The sequence below is a fragment of the Paenibacillus hubeiensis genome, assembly GCF_032334105.1.
In the GTDB taxonomy this organism is placed as follows: Bacteria; Bacillota; Bacilli; order Paenibacillales; family Paenibacillaceae; genus Paenibacillus; species Paenibacillus hubeiensis.
This window is the reverse complement of the sequence record NZ_JAVYAE020000007.1, coordinates 195612-221996: the sequence shown is the minus strand read 5'-3', so window position 1 is coordinate 221996 and position 26385 is coordinate 195612. Positions and strand designations below refer to the sequence as shown.

At 53.6% G+C, this 26385-nt stretch carries 24 protein-coding genes; 7 read left to right on the top strand and 17 right to left on the bottom strand.

The window, feature by feature from the left end; genetic code table 11:
* Window positions 1-247: 247 nt before the first annotated feature.
* The 5 genes from RSX24_RS19280 to RSX24_RS19260 all read right to left on the bottom strand — a co-directional run bounded on the left by RSX24_RS19280 (window position 248) and on the right by RSX24_RS19260 (window position 6415).
* On the bottom strand, window positions 248-499 hold the full coding sequence (locus RSX24_RS19280; protein ID WP_236420157.1) for an RNA-binding protein: 252 nt from the start codon (window positions 497-499) through the stop codon (window positions 248-250).
* 238 nt (window positions 500-737) lie between these two features.
* Window positions 738-1262, bottom strand: coding sequence for a GNAT family N-acetyltransferase (locus RSX24_RS19275; protein ID WP_236420158.1), 525 nt, complete (start codon window positions 1260-1262; stop codon window positions 738-740).
* Window positions 1263-1448: 186 nt separating this feature from the next.
* The gene (locus RSX24_RS19270; protein WP_438286861.1) at window positions 1449-4061 is read right to left on the bottom strand and encodes a polynucleotide kinase-phosphatase; all 2613 of its coding nucleotides are present in this window, start codon (window positions 4059-4061) and stop codon (window positions 1449-1451) included.
* A gap of 83 nt (window positions 4062-4144) precedes the next feature.
* On the bottom strand, window positions 4145-5566 hold the full coding sequence (locus tag RSX24_RS19265; protein WP_343261542.1) for a 3' terminal RNA ribose 2'-O-methyltransferase Hen1: 1422 nt from the start codon (window positions 5564-5566) through the stop codon (window positions 4145-4147).
* A 42-nt stretch (window positions 5567-5608) separates the two neighbouring features.
* Complete coding sequence (locus RSX24_RS19260) at window positions 5609-6415, bottom strand: nucleotidyltransferase domain-containing protein (RefSeq protein WP_343261541.1); 807 nt, start codon at window positions 6413-6415, stop codon at window positions 5609-5611.
* Between the two features lie 481 nt (window positions 6416-6896).
* On the opposite strand from RSX24_RS19260, the gene RSX24_RS19255 reads away from it, so the two are divergent.
* Both RSX24_RS19255 and RSX24_RS19250 read left to right on the top strand, forming a co-directional pair.
* Window positions 6897-8252, top strand: a complete 1356-nt coding sequence (locus tag RSX24_RS19255; protein ID WP_343261540.1) for a helix-turn-helix transcriptional regulator — start codon at window positions 6897-6899, stop codon at window positions 8250-8252.
* Window positions 8200-9090, top strand: coding sequence for a WYL domain-containing protein (locus RSX24_RS19250; RefSeq protein WP_343261539.1), 891 nt, complete (start codon window positions 8200-8202; stop codon window positions 9088-9090). Before RSX24_RS19255 ends, RSX24_RS19250 begins: the two co-directional genes overlap by 53 nt.
* 113 nt (window positions 9091-9203) lie before the next feature.
* Here RSX24_RS19250 and RSX24_RS19245 read toward each other — a convergent pair whose 3' ends face one another.
* From RSX24_RS19245 to RSX24_RS19225, 5 genes are all read right to left on the bottom strand, one after another.
* On the bottom strand, window positions 9204-9704 hold the full coding sequence (locus tag RSX24_RS19245; RefSeq protein WP_343261538.1) for an LURP-one-related/scramblase family protein: 501 nt from the start codon (window positions 9702-9704) through the stop codon (window positions 9204-9206).
* A 92-nt stretch (window positions 9705-9796) separates the two neighbouring features.
* Window positions 9797-10534: a hypothetical protein gene (locus RSX24_RS19240; RefSeq protein WP_339276427.1), complete on the bottom strand. Its 738-nt coding sequence runs from the start codon at window positions 10532-10534 to the stop codon at window positions 9797-9799.
* Window positions 10531-11229 carry an ABC transporter ATP-binding protein gene (locus RSX24_RS19235; RefSeq protein ID WP_236420165.1) on the bottom strand — a complete coding sequence of 233 codons (699 nt, stop codon included), beginning with the start codon at window positions 11227-11229 and terminating at the stop codon, window positions 10531-10533. The genes RSX24_RS19240 and RSX24_RS19235 overlap by 4 nt, the downstream gene beginning before the upstream one ends.
* Window positions 11213-11617 (bottom strand): GntR family transcriptional regulator, encoded by a 405-nt coding sequence (locus RSX24_RS19230; RefSeq protein ID WP_236420166.1) that lies wholly within the window; start codon window positions 11615-11617, stop codon window positions 11213-11215. The genes RSX24_RS19235 and RSX24_RS19230 overlap by 17 nt, the downstream gene beginning before the upstream one ends.
* 175 nt (window positions 11618-11792) lie before the next feature.
* A complete protein-coding gene (locus tag RSX24_RS19225) occupies window positions 11793-12662 on the bottom strand; it encodes an aldo/keto reductase (protein WP_343261537.1) in 870 nt (289 codons plus the stop codon).
* Window positions 12663-12922: 260 nt separating this feature from the next.
* Between RSX24_RS19225 and RSX24_RS19220 the strand changes: the two genes are divergently transcribed.
* Together RSX24_RS19220 and RSX24_RS19215 are read left to right on the top strand one after the other, a co-directional pair.
* Window positions 12923-14920, top strand: coding sequence for a S9 family peptidase (locus tag RSX24_RS19220; RefSeq protein ID WP_343261536.1), 1998 nt, complete (start codon window positions 12923-12925; stop codon window positions 14918-14920).
* A gap of 233 nt (window positions 14921-15153) precedes the next feature.
* Window positions 15154-16344 carry a MalY/PatB family protein gene (locus RSX24_RS19215; RefSeq protein ID WP_343261535.1) on the top strand — a complete coding sequence of 397 codons (1191 nt, stop codon included), beginning with the start codon at window positions 15154-15156 and terminating at the stop codon, window positions 16342-16344.
* Window positions 16345-16441: 97 nt separating this feature from the next.
* Here the strand turns inward: RSX24_RS19215 and RSX24_RS19210 are convergent, their stop codons facing one another.
* From RSX24_RS19210 to RSX24_RS19185, 6 genes are all read right to left on the bottom strand, one after another.
* Window positions 16442-17323 carry an alpha/beta hydrolase gene (locus RSX24_RS19210; protein WP_343261534.1) on the bottom strand — a complete coding sequence of 294 codons (882 nt, stop codon included), beginning with the start codon at window positions 17321-17323 and terminating at the stop codon, window positions 16442-16444.
* Complete coding sequence (locus RSX24_RS19205) at window positions 17292-17486, bottom strand: hypothetical protein (protein ID WP_343261533.1); 195 nt, start codon at window positions 17484-17486, stop codon at window positions 17292-17294. The genes RSX24_RS19210 and RSX24_RS19205 overlap by 32 nt, the downstream gene beginning before the upstream one ends.
* A 106-nt stretch (window positions 17487-17592) precedes the next feature.
* Window positions 17593-18498 (bottom strand): hypothetical protein, encoded by a 906-nt coding sequence (locus RSX24_RS19200; protein WP_343261532.1) that lies wholly within the window; start codon window positions 18496-18498, stop codon window positions 17593-17595.
* Window positions 18499-18787: 289 nt separating this feature from the next.
* Window positions 18788-20815: a hypothetical protein gene (locus RSX24_RS19195; RefSeq protein WP_343261531.1), complete on the bottom strand. Its 2028-nt coding sequence runs from the start codon at window positions 20813-20815 to the stop codon at window positions 18788-18790.
* Window positions 20790-21692, bottom strand: coding sequence for an ABC transporter ATP-binding protein (locus RSX24_RS19190; protein ID WP_236420174.1), 903 nt, complete (start codon window positions 21690-21692; stop codon window positions 20790-20792). The genes RSX24_RS19195 and RSX24_RS19190 overlap by 26 nt, the downstream gene beginning before the upstream one ends.
* Entirely contained in the window at window positions 21685-22074 is a 390-nt protein-coding gene (locus tag RSX24_RS19185) for a GntR family transcriptional regulator (protein ID WP_236420175.1), read from the bottom strand. The genes RSX24_RS19190 and RSX24_RS19185 overlap by 8 nt, the downstream gene beginning before the upstream one ends.
* Window positions 22075-22453: 379 nt before the next feature.
* Here RSX24_RS19185 and RSX24_RS19180 point away from each other — a divergent pair, with 379 nt between their 5' ends.
* Window positions 22454-23233 carry a futalosine hydrolase gene (locus tag RSX24_RS19180; RefSeq protein WP_343261530.1) on the top strand — a complete coding sequence of 260 codons (780 nt, stop codon included), beginning with the start codon at window positions 22454-22456 and terminating at the stop codon, window positions 23231-23233.
* Entirely contained in the window at window positions 23230-24063 is an 834-nt protein-coding gene (locus tag RSX24_RS19175) for a 1,4-dihydroxy-6-naphtoate synthase (protein WP_236420177.1), read from the top strand. The genes RSX24_RS19180 and RSX24_RS19175 overlap by 4 nt, the downstream gene beginning before the upstream one ends.
* 360 nt (window positions 24064-24423) lie before the next feature.
* Here the strand turns inward: RSX24_RS19175 and RSX24_RS19170 are convergent, their stop codons facing one another.
* Entirely contained in the window at window positions 24424-25425 is a 1002-nt protein-coding gene (locus RSX24_RS19170) for a Gfo/Idh/MocA family protein (protein ID WP_343261529.1), read from the bottom strand.
* Window positions 25426-25637: 212 nt separating this feature from the next.
* On the opposite strand from RSX24_RS19170, the gene RSX24_RS19165 reads away from it, so the two are divergent.
* Window positions 25638-26384: an ABC transporter ATP-binding protein gene (locus tag RSX24_RS19165; RefSeq protein ID WP_236420179.1), complete on the top strand. Its 747-nt coding sequence runs from the start codon at window positions 25638-25640 to the stop codon at window positions 26382-26384.
* Window position 26385: the final 1 nt, after the last annotated feature.

The window sequence follows — 26385 nt, the reverse complement described above, 5'->3', positions numbered from 1 at the left end:
GATCGGAGGTTCATGAAGGTCATTCCTACTATTCAGCAGGATGACAGATCATGAAAACACTACCTTAGTCCTGAATTTTATTAGTTCAATAACCCCACTTTAACAAACCCGTTCTAAACAAATTCCAAACATGCGTAAAAACGCAAAAAAGTTCACATGTAACCCTCGAAGGATCCATGTGAACTTCTCATGATCGTGTACAAAAAACATGGCAGCTGCAAGGAAGTGATCGCCCTGCCGCAAAGAATCAGGACTCAAACGTCGTTCGATCGGGAAAATTCCCGCCTTCCCTAAACAAATACCGAACCAGCCGCTGCGCTGCCCGATTGAAATAAAAGCTTGAATTGACGCCCTCGACCCGGACCGGCTCCAATTCCTTGACGCTTTCTTTGATCTTATTCATTTCGATAAGTCCCATCTTGCGCTCATCCGGCCCGAATCGATAAATAACCTTCTCATCGTCCTCCGCCTGTTTGACCAGCAGAATCATGGATGCCATGCAGGTTACCCCCTATCGTTACTAACTGAGATTTCAATAAAAACATGCTCATTATCATTATCTCCCAGATCAGGGGGTAATCATATAGGGCTTTGGTTCGTTTGGGTATCCGGAATATCCCGGTCTCGCCTTTCCACAACCGGACCAACGTCCCTATGATTGGATGGCGATCCGTCCTCTGGAACGGTTTCCTTATAAACAATCGCTCAACATGAATCCATTCATCCTGCCGTCCGCCTTAAGAAATCAACCACGAATAACGGCTGCGATGAGTGTACACCTCCTCGGCATGAACAATCGCGGGAATGACATCCCCCCCTTTGTACAAAATCCGGTCCGCAAGCCTCTCTACGGGAACATGGTACGAAATTCGCAGCGCTCGGATCAGCATCGGTTCCAATAGCGCAACAAAGCAATTCAACCGGTGAAATTCCGCAAACTGTACGGCGGCCGACAACAGTTCGGCAACATAAGGCCCGCGGTGCGAGGATAACACGGCCAGCTTGTCAATTTCGGCAACCGCCCCGGAACCATTGGCGATCAGCGGATGATCTTGGAAATCACATATTTCATTGATATAACTTTCTCGGGAAAAGGGCTTGATTTCCGCCGTCCCGACGTAGCGTCCCTCCTCCGTGATGACAACATATCTTTCCAGAAATTGTTTCGAGTATTCCAGTTCATACCCTTTCTCGGCCCAAACCGTAGTCCAGATCCCATTAAACATGACCAGTTCCAACTCGTTTTCCACCACTTTGAACATCGTTTTCCCTTCCTCTCTCGCGCCAAATCAACGAATATAACCAGGTTTATCCGACGATGAAGACCTTTGAACAACGGGAATCAATCTCAAAAAAACAGTGATTATCAAACAGCATTCCGGAAAATCATCACATGAAGAAAAAGGCAAGCTTGCAAGGCCCCTTTCCCATAAATTTGCCTGCATCCGCTACAATCGCGGATCGATCCGCTCGGATTCGAGCGCCAGCGCTGCCAATATACACTCGTGAATGCGTTCTACAGGCTCACGGCGAACAAAGCGGTCGATCGCTTCCATGCCCAGCGCGCTTTCCATCAGCGCATGACGCTCCTTTCTGGACGTTCTTCGTTTGCGAAGACGTTCCAGATTGTCGGGGGCCAGATAATCCATGCCATAGATGATGTGCAGGTAGGAACGCCCCCTTACTTTGATCGCAGGCTGGATCATGTTGTCGCCGTTCCAAGCACGGAACCTGTCCGGTTTGACCACGATTCCCTCATGCCCCTCTGCCGTCATTTCCTCCCACCAGCGGACAGCTTCCTCTTCCTCGGCTTCGTTCGTAATGACGCGATACTCCGTCTCTCCGATCAGCGAAGACATTCCGGCCAGTTCGCGTCCCTGCTCCATATGCCACTCGTGCGACTTCTCCCAGAACGTTCCGGTGCTATGCGCTAACACATGAAATGGAGCTATCGCGATATCGTTTAGATCCTTCACGTCCCAACAGTATTTCTGGAACACGTCACGGAACAGCCCCGCATTTTCGCGTTTTCTCTCCGTTTCCCGGAGCCAGTCTTCCACATGCCGTCCGGCAGCCAGCGCTTTGCCCAACTGATCCAGCAATACGTCCCGATCCATCATCGCCGCCTCGGCCACGTGGGCATATTGGGACGAAATTAACTCACGCGCTTTCAGGTTCCATGGCACGATTTCGGCGTCCAACAGCACAAACTCGGTGGAGTGCCGTTCAAAGTAACCGTTCGCCCGAAGATCCGCATGCAATCGGGACAGCACCTCGCGTTCCGTCTCCGGGTCGAAGAAGGATCTGCCTGACCGCGTCACGATATTGCCCAGCATCGGCCTTCCCACCCATTGCAGCCCTGCCGCTTCATCCCGGAATAGAAGGAGCACTGCCCGGCTGCCCATATGTTTTTTCTCGGCTACCATGCGGGTCACTCCCTGTGCCCGGTAATACTGAAATGCGTCGCGTGGATGCTCCAGATACCCATCGACGGAGCAGGTTCCGGGCGGCGGGCTCATCGTAGGCGGCACATACACCAATTCTTCGAGCGGTACGGTAAAATGCGAGAACGTATCGATCGCGGCTCTCGCCTGCTCCCCGTTAATAGAGACATTCATCCGCGAGCCCGTCTGAACCGCGAAGCCTTCCGTGAACTTGCGCAGATTCGGCGCGGCGAACCGCCGCCGTTCCCAGCGCCGCAGCGGGCTGTCCGGGTCCCCCGCGTAATCCTGCCGCGCGGGAACGCTGACGGCTTGCCGCTCAGGCATCCTCCATGCGGTCAGCATGCCGCCGAATACCACGCCCTGATCGATGTTCACCGTGTCGTTCACGATGGTGGGGTAAGGCCTCGGATCATGGCCCCACACGATGCACTCGCCGGATTTGTGGTCCACGTACCAATCCTTGCGCATCGGCCGACCCGCAGCGTCCGTACCCTCCACGTCGCCGTACCGGCAGTAATCCTGGATGCGCGCCGACTGTTTGCCGATAAAGTGATCCCGAATGCCTGCGTGGGCAACAACCACTTGCCTGATGCCGTTTCGAGTGAATACGAGATGCGAGGGAGCCTCCTGCAAAAAATGCTTCAATGCGTCTTTGAATTGGCGAGCCACTTCTTCGCCGCGCTCTTCTTCAAACCGGCGCAATTCCTGCTCGACCAATTCGTCGCCATGGCCAAGCGTGACGTTGCGCCCATCCAGATAACGCGCGATCTTCCAGCCATGGTTGCTGTCCACCATGTAAGCAAGTCCTGCGGCACAATGTTGGTGCCAGAACATCAGGCTGGCAAGAGACTTCGGTCCACGACTCGTAACATCGCCTACCGAGACCAGCTTGCGGCCTTCCGGATGGCGAAACAGCCCATCCCCGTCGCGATTTACATAACCGAGCTTTTCGATCAGCTCCATCATTTCGTCGTAACAGCCGTGGATGTCGCCAATGATATCGATTCCTGTGCCGATGTCGACCATCAACGGGTTCTCTCCCCGGACAAACGCAATATCGTCCGGCTGCTTCAAGACATACACCGCATCAAAGCCGTCTTCGCGAACTCCGCGCTGCGTGCGTTTGAATTGCTGCACCTGCTGCTTGATCCGTTGGCGTCCGCGCGGATGTTCCCTTCCGGCATCACGCGCCAGCAATTCCTGTTCCGGAATGTCCAGCACAACGGCAATAACCGGCACATGCGCCTTGCGGGCAATATCCACCAAGCGTTGACGGTCCTCCGGATACAGATGCGTGGCATCGATCCACGTCAGCTTGTTCAAACGGCAGCGCATGCCGACATGCGACTCCAGTGCTTCAAACGCCTTCGCCGATACCTGCTGATATTCCGCGTAAATGACGTCGGCTTCACTGCGCGGACGGTTCCGCCAATCCACGTATTCGTCGTCTCCGATCAGCATGCGGAACTGGTCGGAAGATACCGCCTCGGTAGACAGAAGGGCACCTTCGGCAACGAGCCGCCGCAGCAGCGTCGTCTTGCCGCTGCCCGATGGCCCGACCAGCACGACGATGCCCGCATGCGGCATGCGAACCACGCGGTGATGTGCCCTATCCACTGATTTTGCGTCAGCTTGATCCTTGTTTGTATCTTTGTCTGTCCCTCTTTCCTTCTTCAGGACATGTGTGTTCCGATCCTCTTTCATGCGTTCCGCTCCTTTCCTTGCGTGAAGATCACCAACTGTGTCGGTTCCCCGAAACCGGCTGCTTCTTCCCCGATTCCCCGGATGTCGTAGGTGTATCCGCTATGCCGTGTCCATGCCTTGCAGCGTTCGGCCAGCTCAGCCCGGCTCCACTCGAATCGGTGATCGTGATGCCGCATGCTCCCCTGCTCCATTTCGTAGACAGCATTATACTCTCGATTCGGCGTTGTTACGATAAGCGCTTTAGGCCGATAATCATGCAAGAGCATCTCCATGATGCCGCTAAGGCGATACTCCTCGACATGCTCGATGACTTCGCACAATATCATGACGTCCTGGTCTTGCAGTTGTTCGTCAAAATAAAACAGGGATCCAATCACGGCCTCCGGCAAAGCGACGACATCCCTGCGCTCCTCCAGCTTCGCGAAGCGTTCCATGGCTCGCAGGCGGGACTGTCCGGAAGGTTCCACGGCCAGAATGGATTCCACGCCGGCCATATAGGCCAGCCGCGCAGACAGCTTGCCTTCCCCGGCACCCATGTCCACGATGCGCTTGCGTGCCGGAAGCTCGGCCACCATATCGACAATCGTCCGGTAGCGCAGCTCGTTCAAGCGAACAGGCCGCTCTTGGGGTGATTCCATGTCCGGGCTTTCCATGTCTGGGCCTTCCTCCTCCTGCTCTACTGCACGCACTGCCGAAATTGGCCCGGCAACTCGTTCATACTGCCGGATCAGATCGGAGAACCTCAACGCGCGGCGCACGATCAGTTCCTTCAACGGATGTTCGTCCAACCACCCGCTGCCGTATCGTCTCAGCTTATCGATTTCGTCCTCTCCGATGAAATAGTGCTTGTAATCGTCCAACACCGGAATCAGTACGAACAACTGGCGCAGGGCATTCTGTACCGTCGCTTTCCCGCGCAGGGAAATGCGGCGCACCGTGCTTCTTTTTTTCAACTCGAACGCATAGGATAACTCGCCGCGCTCCACGGACACCTCATACCCGACATGGGAAAACAAGGCTTCCACCACGTTATCCGGCAGATCCGAGGCAACCGGGCCAAAGGTCAGCTCCAGGTCAAACGGATGCTCCACCCACTGCAGATAAGGCTCCTTCGGTTTGCCGTTTAATGCAGTTCCGAGTGCAGAGCGAATGTAGGAGCAAAACAAGCTGCTCGTCACAAACTCCCGGTCATTGATATATTGCGTGATATCGTAGCCTTCCGGCGTGCCTTTAACCAAATCCACCGGGTCCGGCTCGGCATGAATCAACACTTCTGTATCGTTTTCTTCGTCCCTGGTATACACCATTCTGACGCGAACGCCTTTGTCCGTCCGATCATAGACGTTCTGCGGATGTTTGGCGAGCAAATGCGAAACGGCACCCGCGCCGTCTCCGCTAGCCCTGATCATGAGATGCATTCAAATTGGCCTCCTTGCCATAAATTGATGTACCACTCGAATTTACTCCGATGCTGCCCATACCTCATCCAGCGCGGCACGGAAGATACGATCCAGCTCGGCAACATCGACGACCGTTTCATGGGCCATGGCAGCTGCACGCTGTTCATACCACGCAATCCGTTCCTTCAGAAAAGCGTGAATGGCCGGCAGCTGGGGCTCCAGATCAAGCTCGTCGCCGGATTTCTTTCGCCGCAACAACTCTGTAATTTCGGAGTATAAAAGCGTGTCTGCCGGAATTAACTCTTCTACGAGCTGCCCAAATTCCATCGGCGGCATCGTATTGTGGCGTTCGATCCAACCGCAGGCCAGCAATGGCCGCAGCACGTAAAAATACTTTTTGATCTTGACGCGTTCGCCCTGCAAGTAATCGCGAAAATTCCCTTTGGCCATGTTCAGGTAATGGTACATGCATGACTTTGGCGAAAAGGTAAGCGGCGACAACCCACGAATACGTTCGGCTGCGCTATACCGTTCATCGTATTGGATCGGGGATTGCAGCCATTCCAGCAGCGGCGGGTTTGACTTGCGGAACAGTTTCAACGCTTTGCGCAAATCCCAGCCATTGATGTCGAGCTGATCGCTGATCGGAACTTCGATCACATCCCTCTGTTCTTCGATAGAGAGATACCATTCCAAAGGCCTGACGTATAAGAAACGCACATCGTAGTCGCTGTCCTGCGAGGGAAAACCCCATGCACGGCTGCCTGATTCGCAGGCATAGATGATTTTCACCTGCTCGTCCCGTTCGATTCGCTCCAGTTCCTGCCGTATCGTGTGTTTCATCTCTTCTTGAATGTTCATGTTCATCTTGTTCAACTCCTTCCGCACCATGGTTCGTGCTTCAATGGTTCGTGCTTCAATGGTTCATCGTTCACTGGCTCTTCCTCTTCATTATGCCTCGCGTGCGCGTGAGGGAACATGGCGAAAGTATGGCGAGATGTCCGTTAAATGCATCTATATAAACTGTAAAAACATACACACGTTAACGAAGAGGCAGAACCAATCTGAAGAAGCGAAGCGTTCGCCTTTATCACCGGATTTTTCCCTTAGAAAAGGGGGATTCAAAAAAATCTGGGGATAACAGCGATCGGAAGATGGTACTGCACTCGTAGTGGCCTAGTGTGATTGATTAATGCAGTTTCAATATTTCCAATATGGGCACTCCTTCATGAAACATGCCGGGAAGCCTGTTACAATAGAGGATACACATCTGACAACAGCAGCAAACAGGCAACGTCGGGCATTCGGGTCGGCCCCACCCGACATCAGCCATTGGGGAGTGAAACGCATGGCCAAAGAAAGCTTTGACAAGGAAATCCAGTTTCTTCGCATGCTCTCGCTGACAAACGGGGCTTACAGCCGCAAGCAATACGCAGAGAGACTTGGCATATCTATACATACGTTCGACAAAACGACCCGCCGTTTAAAGGAAATCGTGCAAACCGTCGCAGAGCAGCAAAGCGCGCCTGAACAAGGAGTCGAAATAGCAGACCTCATCCGGTTCCAATACGGGGATTCCGCAGAGCCTCTGTTGCTGTTTCTGTACCGGGCCAAATCGATGAAAGAAACCGAGGTACAGCGCTTATCCGTTATTTTGCATGCCCTTCAGGATGAACCGCTTACTGCCATGGAGCTGCTGGATACTTGCTGCGAGGGAATGCCTGAAGACATGGCGCTGCCCGACGAAAAAACGATCCGTTCCGACCTGAAATACCTGGAAGAAGTCGGGGTCATTCGCAAGCAGCCCGGCGGCAGGCCATATCGCTACAAGCTGGAACAGGACGCGCTGACGGAACTGACGGCAGAGGAACAACTGGAGCTGTACGATTTTGTGGATATTATGGCGAATACTCAGGTTCCGTCGGTACAGGGCTACCTGCTGCGCGACAGTCTCAAAAAGGCCATTGCCGCGAGTTATCCGCAAGAAGAAGCGATGGACCCGTTCATTTACAAGTATCATTATTACTCGCGCATTCTCGACGAAGCCCATTTGTATCCTCTCCTTGCTGCCATCCGGGAGCGCAAAAGGGTACAGTTCATATACTACTCGCCCAAAAAACCGTCCAGTTACAGCTCGCAGAATACAAATCCGTTGTTCGAGCGCGAATCGGGCGGGCGGCTCAATCGCATCATCCCGCTGGAGATTGTATACGACCACCAGTACGGACGATGGTATGTCATCGGCTATCAGGGAAGACGCAGATTCGTCAAATTCCGGATGGAAGGCATTACCCAACTGGAGGAACAGGATGACATCGAGGAAAAATACATGAGTCGGCTGAAGCAGGAATGGGCAGAACTTAGCCGCTATAGCTGGCTTGTGGACACGGGCCAACCGGTGACGGTAAAGGTACGTTTCTTCCATCCTTTGCACAACGAACGCAATTTCATACTGGATCGCGTTCGGCTGCAAGGACAATGGGGAACGATCACGCCGGAAACGGACGAATCTTTCCTCTACGAAATCCAGGTCAACGGCACAACGGAAATCAAGCCATGGCTGCGCAGCTTCGGTTCCAGCTGCGAAGTGTTGGAGCCGCGCAGGCTGCGGCAGGAAATGATCCAGGAATGGAAGGAGATTGCGGCGTATTATGAACCTGTTCGAGAAAATGTTCAATTACCAGATGATGACGAAGCTGAATGAAACCGGACTGTTTACCTGGACGGCGCAGGAACGCGCCTGGCTTCGCATGATGCTGGATCACCCGTCGGCGCAAGGCGCGCTGACCCCGCAGACACGCGAGAAGCTGGTGCACATGCTGGACGGGGAGCAAGACATGCAGCTTGGCGAGTATTTGACCGAAAAAGCAAAAAGCGAGGAAGCCAGCGTCCATCATCCGCTGTTGAAACCGCTGCGCGAGATGCTGCTGAAGCGGCAGGGCTTCCGGCTGACAGGCCGGGTGCGTCACGGGTGCGTCAGCCATGATCAGCTGGGATACCCGTATCGCCTCGAATATTCCATGGTCAAAAAGGAATGGTATGTCCTGTGGTACGCTCCGCGTTATCGCAAACTGATGGCTACCAAACTGCACAGCATCGTGGCCATAGAGCCCGTGGAGTTGAACCCTGAAGATATCGGCCGCTACGACAGGCAGATTGCCCTGTTGACCGACCGCCGAAAAACAAGCATCACCATTGAAGTGCTGCCTGAATACAACTCCGAATTGTCGCGTATTCTGTACGCCTTCTCCTGCTTCGAGAAACAAGTCACGTACGATGAGCCTACACAAACATATCGGATTGAGCTTAGCGTGCCTCGCGGCGAAATCGATTATGTCCTATCCAAAATGCGCTTTCTGGGCAAACGCGTACGCATCATCGAGGATGAGGTCTTACGTGGACGCATGTCCGAAACGGCAGCCAAAGTTTTGGCTCGGTATGCCGAAAGTGACATGGAGGAGATCGGCAATGAAAAGGATAGGAAATCCAGGGGCATGAACAACAGCTCCATTGAAAAAAAGGAAATCAGCGGCAGCGTTTAGCATATCCTTGGGAAGGCTCAGCCCGCTCTCCATACCGAACGGAAAACATGCCAAAAAGCCCTGCTCTATGCCAGGGCTTTTCTTCATGGCCGCTCCGTAAATACGCTATGATGCTACGTACTGCTGCTGGATGCGGCCGAGTTACGTATTTTGTTGATAGCATGTACGCCCATGACTACGGCGACCAATTCATAGCTATCGAGCTGATCGGATGTATTGCTTAGCATAAAAGCGCCCGAACTGAACCATCCACTCGTTCGCTGAAAGCGCGCAACCACGCTTCCATCCGTGCCCGCGATCTCGTAATCCTGGGAAAATGCAGGCGCACTCACTTCGTATATGCCGCGCTGCCCGGCATCGTATTCGTACTTTTTGCTGAAGAAGCTGAATCTGGCCCTCAGCACGCCGAGCGGGTACCCATCCGCGCGATCGATCTCCCATCGGTTGCTGAGCATGCGGAATTTCCCGCTGCACGCCAGGCCGGATCGGTCATAAACATCCAGCGATGAACCCCATGCGCTTTTCAGATCCAAATAACCGGCCTGTTCCTGTGCATGATTCATGATCTCCGTATAACCGGCATTGAAGAAGTTATCCCTGAAGTAAAGTTCCATGATCCCCCTCCTTATGCGACAAAATTAAAATTTCTGCCAAAAAAGACAATATATCATTTTTTACGTATAAGAGAGGGAATGGTTTCATTCACTCAGGCTTCCACCCTCCGATGGTTAAGATAAACCGTCACACCCACAAAGATGGCAGCCAACGCCACTTCAAAGACGATATGGCCCCACACCATCGAATCCCAGCCAAAATTCGTGGAGACAATGGAAATTTCGCTGCTGCTTTCCGTTACAACGAAAACATCCATCGGATTGATCCGTCCCGAGAAAATGATGTTATCCAGCCACGAAACCACGTTGGTTAACACGAAAAACGCAAGAATGCCGATCCAAGGGCCGGTTTTCCAGCGGAACGCCCCTGCAATGGAAATGGACAGGAAAATCGTAATGGCCATGAACATCGCGACCCACCAAGCAAAAAGGATAATCGCGGCCACCTTCGAAGGCCCAAATCCCATCATTTCAATAAAGTAGCCGAGGCCTGGCGTACCGTGCGCTGCTTTATAAATATAGAAATGAATGGCGGCCAAACCAAGCAAAACCAGTCCGCATATCGTGCCGAACAACAACGGTGACAGGACGTGGGACAATCCATGTACCGGTACAAGCCTTCGACTGTACGATCTCAGGTTGGACAGATAGGTGCGGATGACTTTGATGAAGATGGCTACGCCCACGCCAACATAACTGAATACCGCCAAAATCTCCTGCTGCGCTGGGAAGAAAAGCGCCATGGCAACCTGAATCGCGGCCAATACCACGAGCGAGGCAAGCAACCTGTTGAGGTTTTTTCTAAAATCGTATTTCAGCAATGTCATCATTCCGCATATACCTCCTTGAACATGTCATCCACGCTTTTCCCGTGCTGGAGACGAAGTGTCTCCACCTCTTCCTTCATTAACATTTCGCCTTCACGTATAAATACAACCTCATCGAAGATCCGTTCGATATCACTGACAAGATGCGTCGATATGATCAGACTGCTATCTTCGTCGTAGAACTTGACGATGGCATCCAGTATTTTGCCACGGGCCACCGGGTCCACGCCTGCGATCGGCTCATCGAGCAAGTAAAGATGTGCTTTTCGGGAAAGCGCCAAGGTCAGCTGCAGGCGTTCATTCATGCCTTTGGACAGATTGCGTACCCGTTCCCCGGCATCAAGCTTCATGAAAGCAAGCATTTCACGGGCCTTTGCTTCATCAAAATCCGGAAAGAAATCCCGGAAATAAGCCACGGCATCACGCACCTTCATCCAGCTTTCGGTCAAGGGCCGATCCGGCATAAACGACACCAAGGTTTTCGTTTCCAGTCCAACGGGCCTGCCGTTGATCTCAATCGTTCCGCTGCTCGGATGCAGCAGACCTGCAGCCAGCTTCATCAGCGTACTTTTGCCGCTGCCATTGCTGCCCAACAAACCGACGATCTTGCCGGGTTCAATGCGCAGCGAAACATCGCGAAGCGCCCTTTTGCTGCCATAGTTTTTGCTGACATTGCTTAGTTCAAGAATGCTGCTCATGTCCAGTTCCTCCCTTTCCCTGCTGCCCTTCGGCAACGGCGTCCGCCACAATGGCCACAATATCCCGATCTTCGATGCCAAGCTCCTGCATGCCGGTCAGGAACCGCTCCAACAGTTCGCCGGCCATCTCTTTTTTGATCGTCATGATTTTCGCCTCCTCGCTAGTCACGTATCTGCCCAGTCCGCGCCTGGTTTCCACCACTTCTTCCCGCTCAAGCTCCTGGAACGTGCGCTGCACGGTATTGGGATTAATCTGCAATTCCGCCGCAAGCTCGCGAACCGAAGGAATCTTGTCGCCGGCCTTGAGTTTTCCGGTCACGATTTGTTTTTTGATATGCTGCATAATCTGCAAATAAATCGGCAAGTTATTGTCAAATTCCATAGCCATATCGTGTCTCTCCTTTCTGTAACGGTGTGTTAGTTACATAGTACACTGGTATTCTATTACTGTAAAGCCCATTTTCTAATTTTCAATAAAAAGCAGTTCGCACCCATGAAAAAAGAGCAGATGCATACATCTGCCCTTCAATCATTTCCTGTTCCATTGATGTTCAAAAAAAGAACTAGACCATATCCAGCGGGACTTTGCGCCCCGGTGCGGGGAAAGCCTCGTTGATCCGTTCCAATTCTTCAGCCGTCAGGACGATGTCCATCGCGGCGGCATTGTCTGCCACATGGTCCGGCTGCACCGCTTTCGGAATAGCTAGCACGTCACCGTCTCGTATAACCCAGGATAGCGCAATCTGGGCCGGTCGCACCGATCGGGCCGAGGCGATATCCCGAATGACCGGGTGCTCCAACAGATCCCGGCGCAATCGTCCCCCTTGGGCAAGAGGACAGTAAGCCATAACGGGGATGCGGCGCTCCCGCTGCCACGGCAGCAAATCATGCTCGATCCCGCGCGAAGCGGCATGGTACAGCACCTGATTGGCAGCGCACTGTTCTCCGCCGTGTATGCGCCATAATTCTTCCATGTCTTCCGTATCCAGATTGGAGACGCCCCAACGCAAAATTTTGCCGGACTTCTTCAGCCGCTCCAATTCCTGCACCGTCTCTTCCAGCGGTATATGACCGCGCCAATGCAGCAAATACAAGTCGATCCGATCCGTGTTCAACCGTTTCAGGCTGTTCTCGCAGGCAGTCTGCATGTGCTTGCGACCGGCATGATGGGGATACACTTTCGAAACGATAAATGCTTCGTCCCGACGGCCCTTTATAGCCTCGCCCGTCACTTCTTCCGCTCTACCGTCGGCATACATCTCCGCCGTATCGATCAGCGTCATGCCCAGCGCCAGTCCGCTCTGCAGCGCTCTCACCTCATCATCACGTTGATGGATGCTTTCGCCCATATACCAAGTGCCTTGCCCGATGGCCGGCAATTCCGTTCCATCGGGAAGCCGCACCGTTCGTGTTTCTGCTTTGTTTCTGGTCATGTGTCTTCCTCCTTTTCCCGCCTGTTCAGAGCGATATTGGACGATTGGATTGAATGATGACCCTTTACGCTTTTCCAGCGCCATGGCGGGATTTCATCGAAATCAACCGCATTCAAGCCATATCTTCTAGGATTCGGCACCCCGTGAGCAATTCCTTTTCCGCAAACTTTACTTGATTTTAAAGTGTTGTCCAGGTCGGCGCATTGATTTATGATAAATGGAAAGGTCAGGAAAATAAAACAATGGCAGGAGGAGACACATTGAGCAAACAGCGTGGCATTACGCCGGAGGATCTATATCAGATTACATGGGTCCATGACCCAATCCCCTCTCCCGATGGCACTCGGCTTGTCTACGTTAGCCGCAGGGTCAATGAGCAGCAGGATGGCTATGTATCCCGCTTGATGCTTTTGGAACTGGATGAGCTCAAAGAGAGGCCATTCACCTCAGGTACGCGTGATCACTCGCCTGCCTGGTCGCCGGATGGAACACGGCTGGCCTTTCTGCGGGAACATGAAGGCAAAACCCAAGCGTGGCTGATTGCTGCCGATGGTGGAGAGGCGATTCGGGTCAAGCACCTTGAACAAGGTGTCAGCTCCCTGTGCTGGTCGCCCGACGGTTCCTCCTTGCTCGTGAAATCATCCGTAAAACCGGATACGGGAGCCGGAGAGGATGCGGATGAACCGGACAAACCGCTGCGGGAACTCGTAGTGGATCGAATCCGGATGAAATCCGATGCCAGCGGGTTGTGGAATGGGCAGCGAGCTCACCTCTTTGTTTTACCTGTAGACGGAGGCGAATCCCGGCAGGTCACTTCCGGCCATTTCGATGTGGCTGACTATGCATGGTCACCCGACGGGTCCAGCATCGCCTGGATCACCCAAATGCCAAAGGCGGGCGAGGACAACAACGACTTTTCAATGACTAACCATGTTTACCTTGCCCGTCCGGACGGTTCGGATGTCCAGCAACTGACGCCGGAGGGCTATCAATTCAGCCGTTTGGCCTTTGCGCCGGATTCAGGGTCCATCGCGCTGTTTGCCAGCGACCGTTCTTATGGCAATGCCACGCTCACCAAGTTATATGTCCTTCCTGCATCAGGTGGGGAACTTCGCTGTGTGAGCAAGGATTGGGATGTTCAGCTCGGTCATGCCATCGTTGGCGACATGCGATCAACACTTACCACGACCGGACCGGTATATACACGGGATGGCTCAACGATTTTGTGCCTGGCCACCGTTCATGGCAGCGTACGCGTTGCCCGATTCCCGCTGGATGGGCGTCATGGGGAATACCTGCTGCCTGCGGAAAAGGAAATTTATCAGTTCGCGGAATTGCCTGACGGATCGATCATTGCCGCTCAAGCCGATGTCCTGAATCCGGGTGATATTTATCTGTACGAACACAGCAAAGCATCGGAACAGGAGCCTGTGCAACTGACTTGCAGCAACCCGCAATTGGGGAAAGAAATCGGTGTCTGCACTCCTGAAACGTTTTGGTTCGATGCTTCGGACGGACTGCGTTTGCAGGGATGGATCATGAAACCCGGACATACGACCAAGGACGTCAAAGTGCCAACCATTTTGGAGATCCACGGGGGTCCGCACATGATGTACGGCTTCACGTTTATGCATGAATTCCAAATGCTCGCCGCGCAAGGTTATGCCGTCGTCTACCTTAACCCTCGTGGCGGTTTGGGCTATGGGCAGCAGTTCGTTAACGCATGCCGCGGGGATTACGGAGGCGGGGATTATCGCGATTTGATGGAAGCTTTGGACTACGCTTTATCCGCATACCCGTACATCGACGAATCCCGATTGGGCGTAACGGGAGGCAGTTACGGCGGCTTCATGACCAACTGGATCGTTGGGCATACGAACCGCTTCAAGGCCGCAGTTACGCAGCGCTCCATCTCCAATTGGCTCTCCTTCTACGGAGTCAGCGATATCGGATACTATTTCACGGAAGACCAGATTGGCGGCAACGCTTGGGAAGATACGGAAAAGCTGTGGAAGCACTCCCCTCTTGCTTATGTGGGACAGATCCATACGCCGCTGCTAATTTTGCACGGAGAGCAAGACCTCCGCTGCCCGATCGAACAGGCAGAGCAGTTATTCATCGCCTTGAAGCGACGCGGGCAAAAGACGCGTTTGGTCCGCTTTCCCGGCGCGAATCACGAACTGTCCCGCGGCGGCAATCCGTACCTGAGAGTGCGGCGGCTGGAACACATCGTCGGCTGGTTTAACGAGCATTTATAAAATATCGGCAATATGAACAACCACCACGGCTGATCTCCTATATTTCGGAGGATGCCTTGCGGTGGTTGTTTTTTTGGCGCCCTGTAATGCCGCACAAGCGAATAAATCCCCTCGATTTTGCAGATACAGGATATGACCCAAACCTATGGGAGACGGTTGCGCAATCGATGAATTTATCAGATAATAGTCTGTCGATTAGTGTCGCAAGAACGGATCTGAAGGGGGATTTTCCATTGAAAAAGAATACATTTGACGAACCGATTAATCGGCTTTCCTCCGGTTCGGAAAAATGGGATGCGCTGGAGGAAATATTCGGCGTCGCGGACGCGCTGCCGATGTGGGTCGCAGACATGGATTTCGCTGCGCCGCCATCTGTCGTACAGGCACTCCAACGCCGCGTGCAGCATGGGGTCTATGGTTATACTGTGCGTACCCGTGATTATCACGAGGCTGTGCGGGGCTGGATGCAGCGACGTCACGGCTGGCACATTCAGGACGAGTGGATGGTGTTTACGCCGGGAATTGTGCCGGCCTTGAGCATTGCGGTGCAGCGTTTCACCAAACCGGGAGATGCCGTCGTTATCCAAACCCCGGTATACGCGCCATTTTACCAGGTAGTGCGCGGCCAGGACCGGGAACTGATGACCAACCCGTTAAAACTGGAAAACGGCCATTATTTCATGGATCTGGAGCAACTGGAATCCTGCCTGCAAACCGGACGTGTCAAAATGCTAATTCTGTGCAGCCCGCATAACCCGGTTGGACGGGTTTGGACACGGGAGGAATTGGAAAAATTGTCCGAGCTATGCCTGCAATACAACGTGCTCATCGTTTCGGACGAAATCCATGCCGACCTTGTGCACCAACGCGGAACGCATACTCCGCTTTCGCTGGTTTCGGCCGAGATCGCTGAGCGAAGCATCATTTGCACAGCCCCAAGCAAAACGTTCAACATTCCGGGGCTCAGCACCTCCAACATCATTATTCCGAATGCCAAGCTTCGCGAAATATTCAGCCAAGGCGTGCAAACGATGGGGCTTTCGAGCATCAGCACCTTTGGCGCCGTCGCCACGGAAGCGGCATATAACGGTGCCGAAGACTGGCTGGACGACTGCCTCATGTATGTCCAAGGAAACATGGAGTTTGTGCAGCAATATGTCTCCGAACATTTGTCGCAGGTGGGGGTTCATCTCCCGGAAGCAACCTACCTGCTGTGGCTCGATTTTCGTGCCTTGGGCATTCCCCAGGAGCAGCTTGTTGACCTGTTGTTGAATGAGGCAGGACTTGCCTTTAATAGCGGCACTGCCTTCGGTTCCGAGGGGGACGGATTCATGCGGATGAACGTGGCCTGTCCGCGTTCCACGGTGGAAGAAGCGATGCGCAGGCTTCATGCACTTATACGTCGACTGGAATCCTCGAAGTAAGTGGACTCAGAATGGGAAACCCGCCATCTCCATACCGGAATATGGCGGGTTTCCCACGTTATACGAAGGCATCACGCAATACGAAGGCATCGCGCATTCATTGGCTATGTTTCTCGATAAACCGCGCTGCGGCGTGCAATGCCTGTTTGCCGCTGGCCGTGTCCAGCGCAAATTGATAGTCATGGCCCAGCTTGGCCGTTGAAGCCGAAAAAAAGAGCGTTTCGGTCTCCACTTCCAGCCGTTTCAACACTTGGGCAAGCTCGACCGACTGAACCGTCAAAGGGTCCTTATTCCCCGATGTAATAAATGCAGGCGGAAAATCCTTCGTAACCTGCAATACCGCGGACATCTCGTTCAAGCGCGGATATTCCTCGTAATCCTTCATGCCCGTATACGACCACAGGAACGTGCGCATGAACGGGAATCCGGTTTGGCCGACCGTGCTCAGATTGTACGGACCGCAGTACAGAAGCACCCCTCTTAATTGTTCCGCATCAACGGCGGGATGAATATCCATCAACCTGGCCAAGGACGGGTTCGTGATCACGGCTGCCATCTGGCTGGCGATCTGCGCACCCGCAGAATTGCCGGCCAAGAACAGTTTGGATGCATCGCCGCGAAACTCGGCTGCATGTTCCTTCACGTAAGCAAGCGCCTGATTGGCCTGCATGACAGGCGAGGGATATCTTTTTTGGGGCGCCAGTGCGTAATTCATGCTGACGACGACGTGACCCCGCTTCGCCAGTTCCGCTGCATAATGGGCAATCTGTCCTTTATCCCCCATAACCCAGCCGCCGCCATGGATCCATACAACGATGGGCAGCCGCTTCTTCGCCTCGGTTGGATAATACACGTCGAGCGTGCTATTGTCATGCTCTTGCCCATAAACGACATCTTGCAAGCGTGAAACACCCGCTCCTTTCATGAAGCGTTCATCCAATCCATGGTCAGGCGAGGCAAGGCGCATAACAGACTTCATCAACAAAACATTTACCTTCGGTGTGATGTGTCCCATAGCCCAGAGTCCCACGGCGAACAATGCCAAAACCAATGACGTAAGCCAAAGCATTTTCCTTGCAAACATAGGCCGATCCCGTGGACTCGATTTCAACTTTGACTGCAAAAGCTTCACCCCAATTCATTCCTTGAAGCGTTCCTCAACATTCAAAGTTGTTTACGCACAGGCAGCCCCTTAGGTTTCCGCGGTCACATCTGTTCTTCTTCGCTTCGCCTTCTGCAGCGTATCGTTCAAGAACTTAACTGTTGTTTTACCTTCTGGTAAACAGCCGTCACCTTCAGCTCCAGTTCATGAATCCGCTGTTGCGAGCCCGACCAATTCTCAGCGGCGGTGGCCAATGATTTGGCATCGGTTAATGTACGTGCTGCCTGCCCTGTCTTCATCGTCTGCTTCAACCTTTGCAAGGCGCTGGAATACCGTTCCTTGGAAGAGCTCGCCTGCCGTTTGGCCGTTTGAATCTGTTTTTTGACGGTGTCGGCGCTCGCAAGCCCGCTTCGCAGCTGTTTCATTTTTGCATTTTTTTGTTTGCGTGCATCGGCCAGTTTTTGTTTCTTCCCACGAATGTCCTGTCTTGCCAGCTGCACGACCGGTTTCATGCTCTCCACCTGTGTCCGGATGGCAGCGGTCCACTCCTTGTTCTTTGCCGCACGGGCTGCCTTAAGCTGTTTGTTAAGCGTTTCATACAGCTTGAACATCGGAGCGTAACGCGCTTCTGTTTGCTTCACCTCGCTTAGAAGTCCGTCCAGTTTGGCTGCATCCGTCTGTCGGATTGCCAAACGCAACCGATCTGCCTCGGCTGCATTGGCGGCATGGAGCACCTTGATTTTCTGCTCCCATGCCTGTTTCCGGGCTACCCACATTCCCGCATGCCCGTATGCTTCCTTCAATGCCGTGCTCGTCTTTGTATCCGCTTGCCCAAGCACTTTGTCCCACGCTTTCTGATAGGTCGGGCTCAGCTCAAGCCCCGAAGCCTCGGCACCGGTGGGCGGCCAAACGAACATCGTCAGGCCAAACAGCACAAACCATGCCGCGCAGACGGTAATCATGCGGCGAAAACGCGGTTTACCTGCCTCCTTGCCCTTGATTGAGCGATGATTCGATACAGCCGTACGTGCATTTCCGTTCAACGTTTCCATTAGCTCTCGTCCTCCCCGATAGAAGTATTGAAATGGGAGCATGAATTGCTCCAGCTGCAATGAATCGGCAGTATTAAACAACAAAAAACACCCGCATGACAGGTGTGTGAACAGTACCTGTGTCATACGGGTGCTTCCCCATAAGCCGTTCATTGCCGTGATTCGCCTTCATATTTGTTTGGCGGCGAATCACGATCATCTTTTTCTAATATATTCCATACCACTCTTGCAGTCAAGCCTGGTTGGAGCAGCCCATGACCGGGAGAACCCTTCCCGGAGCCTTCATGGGTTACTGCTCAGCCAAGATTTCTTTCATTTCCTTGGTCAAATCTTCCTGTTTGAGCATCATGTAGATGCTCTCGCCCCGATCGACGTTCAGCTTGATGTGGTAGACGACGTCCTGATCGGTATAAAATGCCGAACGCTGGCGCTCCAGCAAGTCGCCGATGATCTTTTTGTTATTGGTCGCGACCTGCTTGCTGCCATCGGGACTTCCATTCATAAAGTTTTCCTCTGCATACACCCATTTGAACTTGCCCGGACTGTTGATCTCCTCTTTCACAAATTGCGCGGACGAAATTTCATCGGGGGATACCTCAAGTTGTTCGTACTGCCCATGCTGCTTCAGCCATTCGATGGTTTGTTTGTAACTCGGCTTAATTTCATAATACGTCATGGGTACCTGCTGGTTTATGGATGCAGCGTCGGACAGTGCATAAATCTCGACGTTGAATTTCGGACTCCATGGCGTTAGCTGATCGTCATAAGTCTGATTCAGGACATCCTGCTTCAACAAGGCCTTGAATTCGCGGATCTGTCCGGGATTACTGATATAGGCCTTGCGGTTTCCGCTGACGTTGGAACTCAAACCGATGCTTCGTACGTCCCCATCCAGCAAATCGGTAGAATACGCGACGCGTTTATACTCGTCGGTCTCTTTGATCGCCTTCAATTCCTGCCTGAATTCCTCTTCGGGAATCTGGTATTTGCGCTGCATGGTTTTGCCGTTATCCAATTGGTAATTGATCATCACCGTTTCATCACGGAGACGATCCATGCTCGACGAGTTGGTCGGCAGCGGAAGATCCGACGTAACGATTTTTTCATGAAGTGCCAGGACGGCGCCAATATATTCCGGATTATCGGAGTATAAGTGGCTGTCATCGCTTTTCAGATACACGCCGTCTACATAAACGTAATAATCCCCGCCAAGCTTGACACTCTGAACCTTTTCAGGCTCAGGCACTCTGGAAGCATAACCGTTCCAGTCGGCGACCGGCACGTACAAAATCAGTCCTGCAACGATGCCGTAAACGGCAAATTGGGGCAGAAGCCTTGTGTCCCAAATCAACCAGGTTTTGCGAATGATCATTTCGGCTCCAATATAACCGACAATACCGCCTAGAACGTATCCCATGATACCCCAACCGGATGAGCCCTCAGGAGAGATCACTTCAAAGTAAGCTCCACCGATCAGCACCAGCGTGAACATGAACCCAAAACGGAATACCGGCTTCACGATCCGGAACGTCACAGCTTGCGTAGCCGATTCAACTTTCCTGCGTGCATATAACACGTAGCTGAGCAAAATGAATATAACGGTCAGAATTCCGTATATCGTCAGTTCAATCGTGTACGGGGGAACGCTGCTGATCGAAGCCACCCGTGTCACAAGCGATATTTTTTCGGCGTAACGTCCGATGGCTTCGCTCGGAAAACCAAGCAGATAATGCTGCAAATGAAGTTCGAAAACGCCCCAAACGACGACGGGCAGCAACAAAATGGCATATACCGTAAGGCCTTGCAGGACCGTTTGCCCGATGCACATGCCGATCGCTACGGTCAACATGAACATGAACAGGGTATAAATCGTCATGCTCAGGCCCCACATCCATATCTCTGCACCGCCAAAAATAAACGCCGGTTCCGCCTGCGCGGCCCACACCCACCCTGTTATGCCCACGGTCAACCAGATCGGCACCAGAAGCAGGATGAACCCGCTGAACAGATTAACCGTAAGCAGATGCTCGCGGCGCAAAGGCAGGCTGTGGAACAAATCCGCCGGTCCACCGGATTGCAGATACCGGAAAATAAACAGTCCGGCAACAACCGGAAAAGTGATCGCAAATAACAGCTGCGCCTCGCCATTGACCAGGAAAAGGCTTGCGATCTCCTGCGGCACCTCCCTGTATTCCGTGGCAATATGAAGCGGCACCGCAAACAGCAGCGCAAACAGATATAAAATGCCGATCCAGCCGTGCTGCCTGAAATTTTGGATCAGGATGCCCCGGTTAAAGTACAATCGGTTGAATGTCATACCCCGCATCCTCCATTTCGTAAATGAATATTTCCTCCAGCGTCAGCGGCAGCACATCCAGCAAATACGGCTCGAACGCCCGGAAGCTGGCCGTCACTTCGTCGCGATTCCCCTTGACGATAAACAGCGAGACGCTGCCGCGTTTCTCTTCGTGCAAAATCTCCAGCTGCCCGTCAAGCGCATCGGCATGTGCCGGATCGCGGAAAGCCACCTGTATTTTGTGCGTGTCGGCCTTGAGGTCGTCCAAATCGCGTTCCACGATGATGCGGCCTTTGTGCATGATGGCAACATGGTCGCACAGGTCCTCGATTTCGCGCAAATTGTGGGATGAAATCAGTATGGTCACCTGACGCTCCGCAGCTTCCTGGAACAACAGGTTTTTGATCTGCTGCCGCATGACCGGATCAAGTCCGTCGATCGGTTCGTCCATGAGGAGAACGTCAGGCATGCAGCTGAGTCCGAGCCAGACAGCGGCCTGGCGGCGCATGCCTTTGGACATGCGGTGCAGCTTGCGTTTCCTGTCCAGTTTGAATACATGGCCAAGCTGTTCGAAGCGCTCCTCGTTCCAACGCGGATACGCGCTGCGGTAGAAGGAAGCCATCTGCATAATCGAAGACTGGGGAAAGAAATAGGGAGCATCCGCCATAAAGATGACGCGATCCTTCAGGTCCAGATTCTCATAAATCTCCCTGCCGTCGATCCGGACCGTACCGTGATCCTGGCGATAAATGCCTGCCAGAATTTTAAGCAGGGATGTTTTGCCTGCGCCGTTGGAACCGAGCAGTCCGTAGATCGATCCTTTATGTACCTGCATCGTTACGCCATCAACGGCCTTCTCATGCTCGAATGCCTTGATGACCTGATTCAGTTCAATCATTCGGCTCCCCCTTTTCAATCCGGGCCATGGCCTCCTGGAATAGAAGCGCAATATCCGCCTTGGTCAAGCCCGCATAGCTGGCTTCGGCGATCAGTTTTACCAAAGACGCTCTGATTTCATCCCTCATGGCTGTATTCGGATGTTCCACGGACGATGATACGAAGCTCCCTTTTCCCTGCAATGAGTATATGAAACCTTCGCGTTCCAGCTCCCGGTAAGCCTTCTGGACCGTATTCGGATTCACCGTCAGTTCGGTCGACAGACTGCGCACGGAAGGAAGCTGCTCATCGGGTTTGAGAACGCCGTATACGATCATTTCTTTGAATTTATCGACCAGCTGTTCATAGATCGCCTTACGGCTGCGCACATCCAATTCGAACATCCCGCACCTCCTCTCTAAAATAGGTAATACACCTACACCCAATGCTGCTGCCGAATTCAGAGCCGGATTGGATGGATACGATTCAAGTGTATTAACTGTACTATTATTATTAGTACACCCCATACAGTATGTCAACCTTAACTTTTGACTTCTCATCGGAATCGCGTTATTTTTAAGATTGAATATGAATAAAGTAACATAACATTTTACTTTGACTAGGTTCGCCATTTGTGCGGATTGGCAGGAATGCCATGGAATTTCATACGCTTCAAGGTTGTTCTCCGCTTTTGGATTCCGTTAATATGGAGAAGAGGACATGCACTGGCATGACGTGTACTGTCCAAATACGACTATTTCAGTCTAAAAGGGAGAACCATCGATGAATTCGTCAAATGAAGCTTCGACTCATATAGGACAAACCGCTCAAGCACCGGGCGCTTCCGTGCCCCGCGTATTAATCGTCACCGCCGTCGACGCGGAAAAGGATGCCGTGCTGCGCGGTCTGGGCGACAACGCCGCCGCGCGCTTCGAAGTGATCGCTGCGGGGGTCGGCCCCGCCTCCGCCGCAGCGGGCACTGCCGCTGCGCTGGCCTATGCTTCGCCGGCCGCGGCGGCAGTGCCCGGGCCGGGCAGCCCGACCGACACCGCTAACCCACCGGCGCCCTATGCGCTGGTGGTTAGCGCGGGCATCGGCGGGGGCTTTCCCGGCCGGGCCGCCGTCGGCTCCCTCGTGGTAGCCGACGCCATCGTTGCAGCCGATCTGGGCTCGCAGACGCCAGACGGCTTCCTCAGCGTGGACGAGCTCGGATTCGGCTCGTCCATGGTGGCGGCGGACGCTGCGCTCGCCGCCCGGCTGCGCCAGGCGCTGGAGCGTGCGGGGCACGCGGCCAGCGGCGGCACCGCGGTCACCGTATCCACGGCGACCGGGACGGCCGAAATGGCCGCGGAGCTGCTGCGCCGCGTGCCGGATGCCGCCGCCGAAGGCATGGAGGGCTTCGGCGTGGCTACGGCGGCCGCGCGGTTCGGCATCCCCGTGCTCGAGCTGCGCGGCATTTCCAACGCGGTCGGCCCGCGCGACCGCGACGCATGGCGCATCAAGGATGCCCTGGATGCGCTCCAAACCGCCAGTTCCATTCTCAGGGAGGTACTTACATCATGAAGATCGCTTTTTCCCCTTGTCCCAATGACACATTCATTTTCCATGCCTGGGTGCATGGCCTGATTCCGGGCGCGCCCGAGCTGGACGTCCGCTATGCCGACATCGACATCACCAACGGGCTGGCTGCCAATCCAGGCGGCCCGGACGTATTGAAAATTTCCTACGCCGCGCTGCCATACGTGCTGAACGAGTATGCCCTGCTGCCTGCCGGAGGCGCGCTTGGCCGAGGCTGCGGACCGCTCGTGCTGACCGCAAACGGAACAACCGATCCGGCCTACTTGTCCGGACGCCGCGTTGCCGTTCCGAGCGAAAAATCAACGGCCTACTTGTTGTTCCGGCTATGGGCGGCACAGAATGTTCCCGGCGGCGTCGGCGAAATCGTCGTCATGCCGTTCGACCAGATCATGCCTGCAGTCCGCGACGGCCAGATCGATGCCGGCCTCGTCATCCACGAAGCCCGCTTCACGTATCCAACGTACGGGCTGAAACTGATGACAGACCTCGGCAGCTGGTGGGAGAGCGATACAGGCCTGCCGATTCCGCTCGGCGCCATCATTGCGCGCCGCGGCATGGATGTGCAAGCCTTGGCCGGATGGGCTCGCGCTTCCGTCGAATATGCCTGGGCCAATCCGGAGGCATCCAAGGCATACGTCATGGAGCACGCCCAGGAGATGGACCCCGACGTCGCTGCCCAGCATATCGCCCTGTACGTGAACGAGTTCAGCGCCAACCTGGGCGAGGACGGTTACGGCGCGATCACTGCCCTGCTTGGGCGGGCCATGAAGGAAGGGCTTGTTCCCGAATTTGATCTAAATCTGCTGCGCAATTAAACAAAATGGGGCTGGAATGACATAAGTGGTCACTCCAGCCCTTTCCTATAAACGTTGTATATTCTAACAAACCTGACGCATCTTATTTGGCCGCATTTCGCCAACATTATTTCTAACGAACTTTAGACACCCTATTAACCGGAATTCGGGTCCGAATTGCTCATTTTGTCTCCAATAAGGTGTCTGAGGTTCGTTAGCCATTTTCATCATTGAAAATCTGCAAAATAAAGTGTCTGAGGTTCGCTAGAGCTCTGATTTATAAAACAAGTGCTGGAACTGCGTCCACTTCAAAAATGGAGCAACCCCAGCACTCATTTCAAAACTCATGACTACCGTCTGCGTGCACTTCGCACCCGACATTTACTCAAATTTATAACGTAATCCCCATTGACCGCGAATGGTATCCATCAGCTTCATGATTTCCAGCGATTCTTCCAGCGGGATGACCGTGCTCTCCGTGCGCCCTTCCAAGATGCAGCGACCGGCTTCCTCAGCCTCGAAAGCATAACCGATGCAAGTCCGATCATCTTTAAACGTTTTCGGTTCGTCCTGACCGTTCTGGTGCAAATAGGCCTCTTTGCCTGCAAGGAAGAATGGCAAACGAATGTAACCCTCGGTACCGTAAATGATCGCTTCATTGCTCAGGTTGAGCCGCACCGCGCCATTCAGCGAAGCCGAGCGCCCGCCCGGGTAGGACAACAACACCGAGAACTGCTCGTCCACGCCGGTCTCGCCGATATGGGCCGTGCTCCACACATTCTGTGGCTGCTCGCCAAAAATCATCGACGCAAATGAAATCGGATACACGCCAGCGTCCAGCAAAGCGCCTCCGCCCAAATCCGGATTAAGCAGCCTGCTCTCCGGTTCCCAGCCGATCCGGAAACCAAAATCGGCCTTTACGAGGCGTACCTCCCCGATCTTCCCTTCGGCAATCCATTGTCTAGCCTGTACAACGGGCGGCAGGAAACGGGTCCACATGCCTTCCATAAGAAAAAGCTTGTTCTCCCGCGCGATTTCAACCAGCTGCTCCAGTTGGCGGGCATTCATCGTGAACGGCTTCTCGCACAACACCGCTTTTCCGGCTTCCAGGCAGGCGAGCACGTTTTCTTTATGAAACGGATGCGGCGTCGCGACATAAACGATATCCAGTTCCGGGTCCTGCAGCATTTCGTTGTACGAACCATAACTGCGTTCAAATCCATGCTCTCCCGCAAATCGGGCTGCACTTTCCTCCGAGCGCGAAGCCACGGCATATTTTGCCGCATTTCCCGCATGGGCAAGATCTTTCGCAAATTGGGAAGCAATCCAGCCTGTCCCCATAATGCCCCAATTTACTTGATTTCGTCCGGCCGTGTCTGTCATGATATATCCTCCTTGTCATGGATCATCGAAATACGGATGTTCAACATTATGATTCCACCCCTTATGGCACAAGTCGAAGACGACTCCCCTTTATCTTACCAAAAACAACCTTTTGTTGCAGTTGCTTTCCGAAGCCGTCACGGACGGCGATTTTCATTGCTCATCATTTTTGCTAAGATGATTAACATCATGTTGGAAAGGACGTATGCGGCTTGTCTACATTAGTATCCATCCATCAGTTGGCCAAAGTGATCGGCACCGAAGAGCAGCGCCTTCTGTTCAGCAGCGTTGAGGCCGCGATCGATCAAGGCGAACGGATCGCTGTACTGGGCGCTTCCGGTCAAGGGAAAAGCACGCTGCTTCGCATCCTCGGCCTGCTTGACGCGCCCAGCGAAGGCGACATGTTGTATAATGGCATCTCCTATCGCGCCTCCGATCCCCGAAACTGGCGCATGCGCATGACGTATGTCGCGCAGCAACCGGTGATGCTTGCAGGCAGCGTGGAGGATAATTTGAAAACCGTGCATCTGCTGCATCGCAAACCGTATGAAAAAGAACTCGCCGTCGAGCTGCTGGCCGGCATGGGGCTTGCCGGGCTTGATCTGCACAAGCGGGCCGGTGATCTGTCGGGCGGGGAAAAGCAGCGCGTCGCGCTGATCCGCTCCTTGCTGCTGCGTCCCGAAATCCTTTTGCTGGACGAGGTTACGGCGTCTCTGGACCTGGTCAACGCAAAGCTCGTGGAAGCTCAGCTCACAAGGTGGAGCAAGCAGGAAGGAACTTCGCTGGTATGGATCACCCATGACCAGGAACAAGCCCGCTCCTTCAGCGACACCGTCTGGTTCATGGGCAATCACACGCTGCTGGAGCGCCAGACCACGACCCGATTCTTTGCCGCGCCGGAAACCGAGCCTGCCCGGCAATACCTTTCACAATCCGATTCCGCCCTGAAGGCAGATTAAG

What these genes read in the sequence shown, in the direction of transcription:
- RSX24_RS19280 (WP_236420157.1), bottom strand. Translation starts at nt 499, where the DNA reads ATGGCATCCATGATTCTGCTGGTCAAACAGGCGGAGGACGATGAGAAG.
- RSX24_RS19275 (WP_236420158.1), bottom strand. Translation starts at nt 1,262, where the DNA reads ATGTTCAAAGTGGTGGAAAACGAGTTGGAACTGGTCATGTTTAATGGG.
- RSX24_RS19265 (WP_343261542.1), bottom strand. Translation starts at nt 5,566, where the DNA reads ATGCATCTCATGATCAGGGCTAGCGGAGACGGCGCGGGTGCCGTTTCG.
- RSX24_RS19260 (WP_343261541.1), bottom strand. Translation starts at nt 6,415, where the DNA reads ATGAACATGAACATTCAAGAAGAGATGAAACACACGATACGGCAGGAA.
- RSX24_RS19255 (WP_343261540.1), top strand. Translation starts at nt 6,897, where the DNA reads ATGGCCAAAGAAAGCTTTGACAAGGAAATCCAGTTTCTTCGCATGCTC.
- RSX24_RS19250 (WP_343261539.1), top strand. Translation starts at nt 8,200, where the DNA reads ATGAACCTGTTCGAGAAAATGTTCAATTACCAGATGATGACGAAGCTG.
- RSX24_RS19245 (WP_343261538.1), bottom strand. Translation starts at nt 9,704, where the DNA reads ATGGAACTTTACTTCAGGGATAACTTCTTCAATGCCGGTTATACGGAG.
- RSX24_RS19240 (WP_339276427.1), bottom strand. Translation starts at nt 10,534, where the DNA reads ATGATGACATTGCTGAAATACGATTTTAGAAAAAACCTCAACAGGTTG.
- RSX24_RS19235 (WP_236420165.1), bottom strand. Translation starts at nt 11,229, where the DNA reads ATGAGCAGCATTCTTGAACTAAGCAATGTCAGCAAAAACTATGGCAGC.
- RSX24_RS19230 (WP_236420166.1), bottom strand. Translation starts at nt 11,617, where the DNA reads ATGGCTATGGAATTTGACAATAACTTGCCGATTTATTTGCAGATTATG.
- RSX24_RS19225 (WP_343261537.1), bottom strand. Translation starts at nt 12,662, where the DNA reads ATGACCAGAAACAAAGCAGAAACACGAACGGTGCGGCTTCCCGATGGA.
- RSX24_RS19210 (WP_343261534.1), bottom strand. Translation starts at nt 17,323, where the DNA reads ATGAAGTCTGTTATGCGCCTTGCCTCGCCTGACCATGGATTGGATGAA.
- RSX24_RS19205 (WP_343261533.1), bottom strand. Translation starts at nt 17,486, where the DNA reads ATGAATTGGGGTGAAGCTTTTGCAGTCAAAGTTGAAATCGAGTCCACG.
- RSX24_RS19200 (WP_343261532.1), bottom strand. Translation starts at nt 18,498, where the DNA reads ATGGAAACGTTGAACGGAAATGCACGTACGGCTGTATCGAATCATCGC.
- RSX24_RS19195 (WP_343261531.1), bottom strand. Translation starts at nt 20,815, where the DNA reads ATGACATTCAACCGATTGTACTTTAACCGGGGCATCCTGATCCAAAAT.
- RSX24_RS19190 (WP_236420174.1), bottom strand. Translation starts at nt 21,692, where the DNA reads ATGATTGAACTGAATCAGGTCATCAAGGCATTCGAGCATGAGAAGGCC.
- RSX24_RS19185 (WP_236420175.1), bottom strand. Translation starts at nt 22,074, where the DNA reads ATGTTCGAATTGGATGTGCGCAGCCGTAAGGCGATCTATGAACAGCTG.
- RSX24_RS19180 (WP_343261530.1), top strand. Translation starts at nt 22,454, where the DNA reads ATGAATTCGTCAAATGAAGCTTCGACTCATATAGGACAAACCGCTCAA.
- RSX24_RS19175 (WP_236420177.1), top strand. Translation starts at nt 23,230, where the DNA reads ATGAAGATCGCTTTTTCCCCTTGTCCCAATGACACATTCATTTTCCAT.
- RSX24_RS19170 (WP_343261529.1), bottom strand. Translation starts at nt 25,425, where the DNA reads ATGACAGACACGGCCGGACGAAATCAAGTAAATTGGGGCATTATGGGG.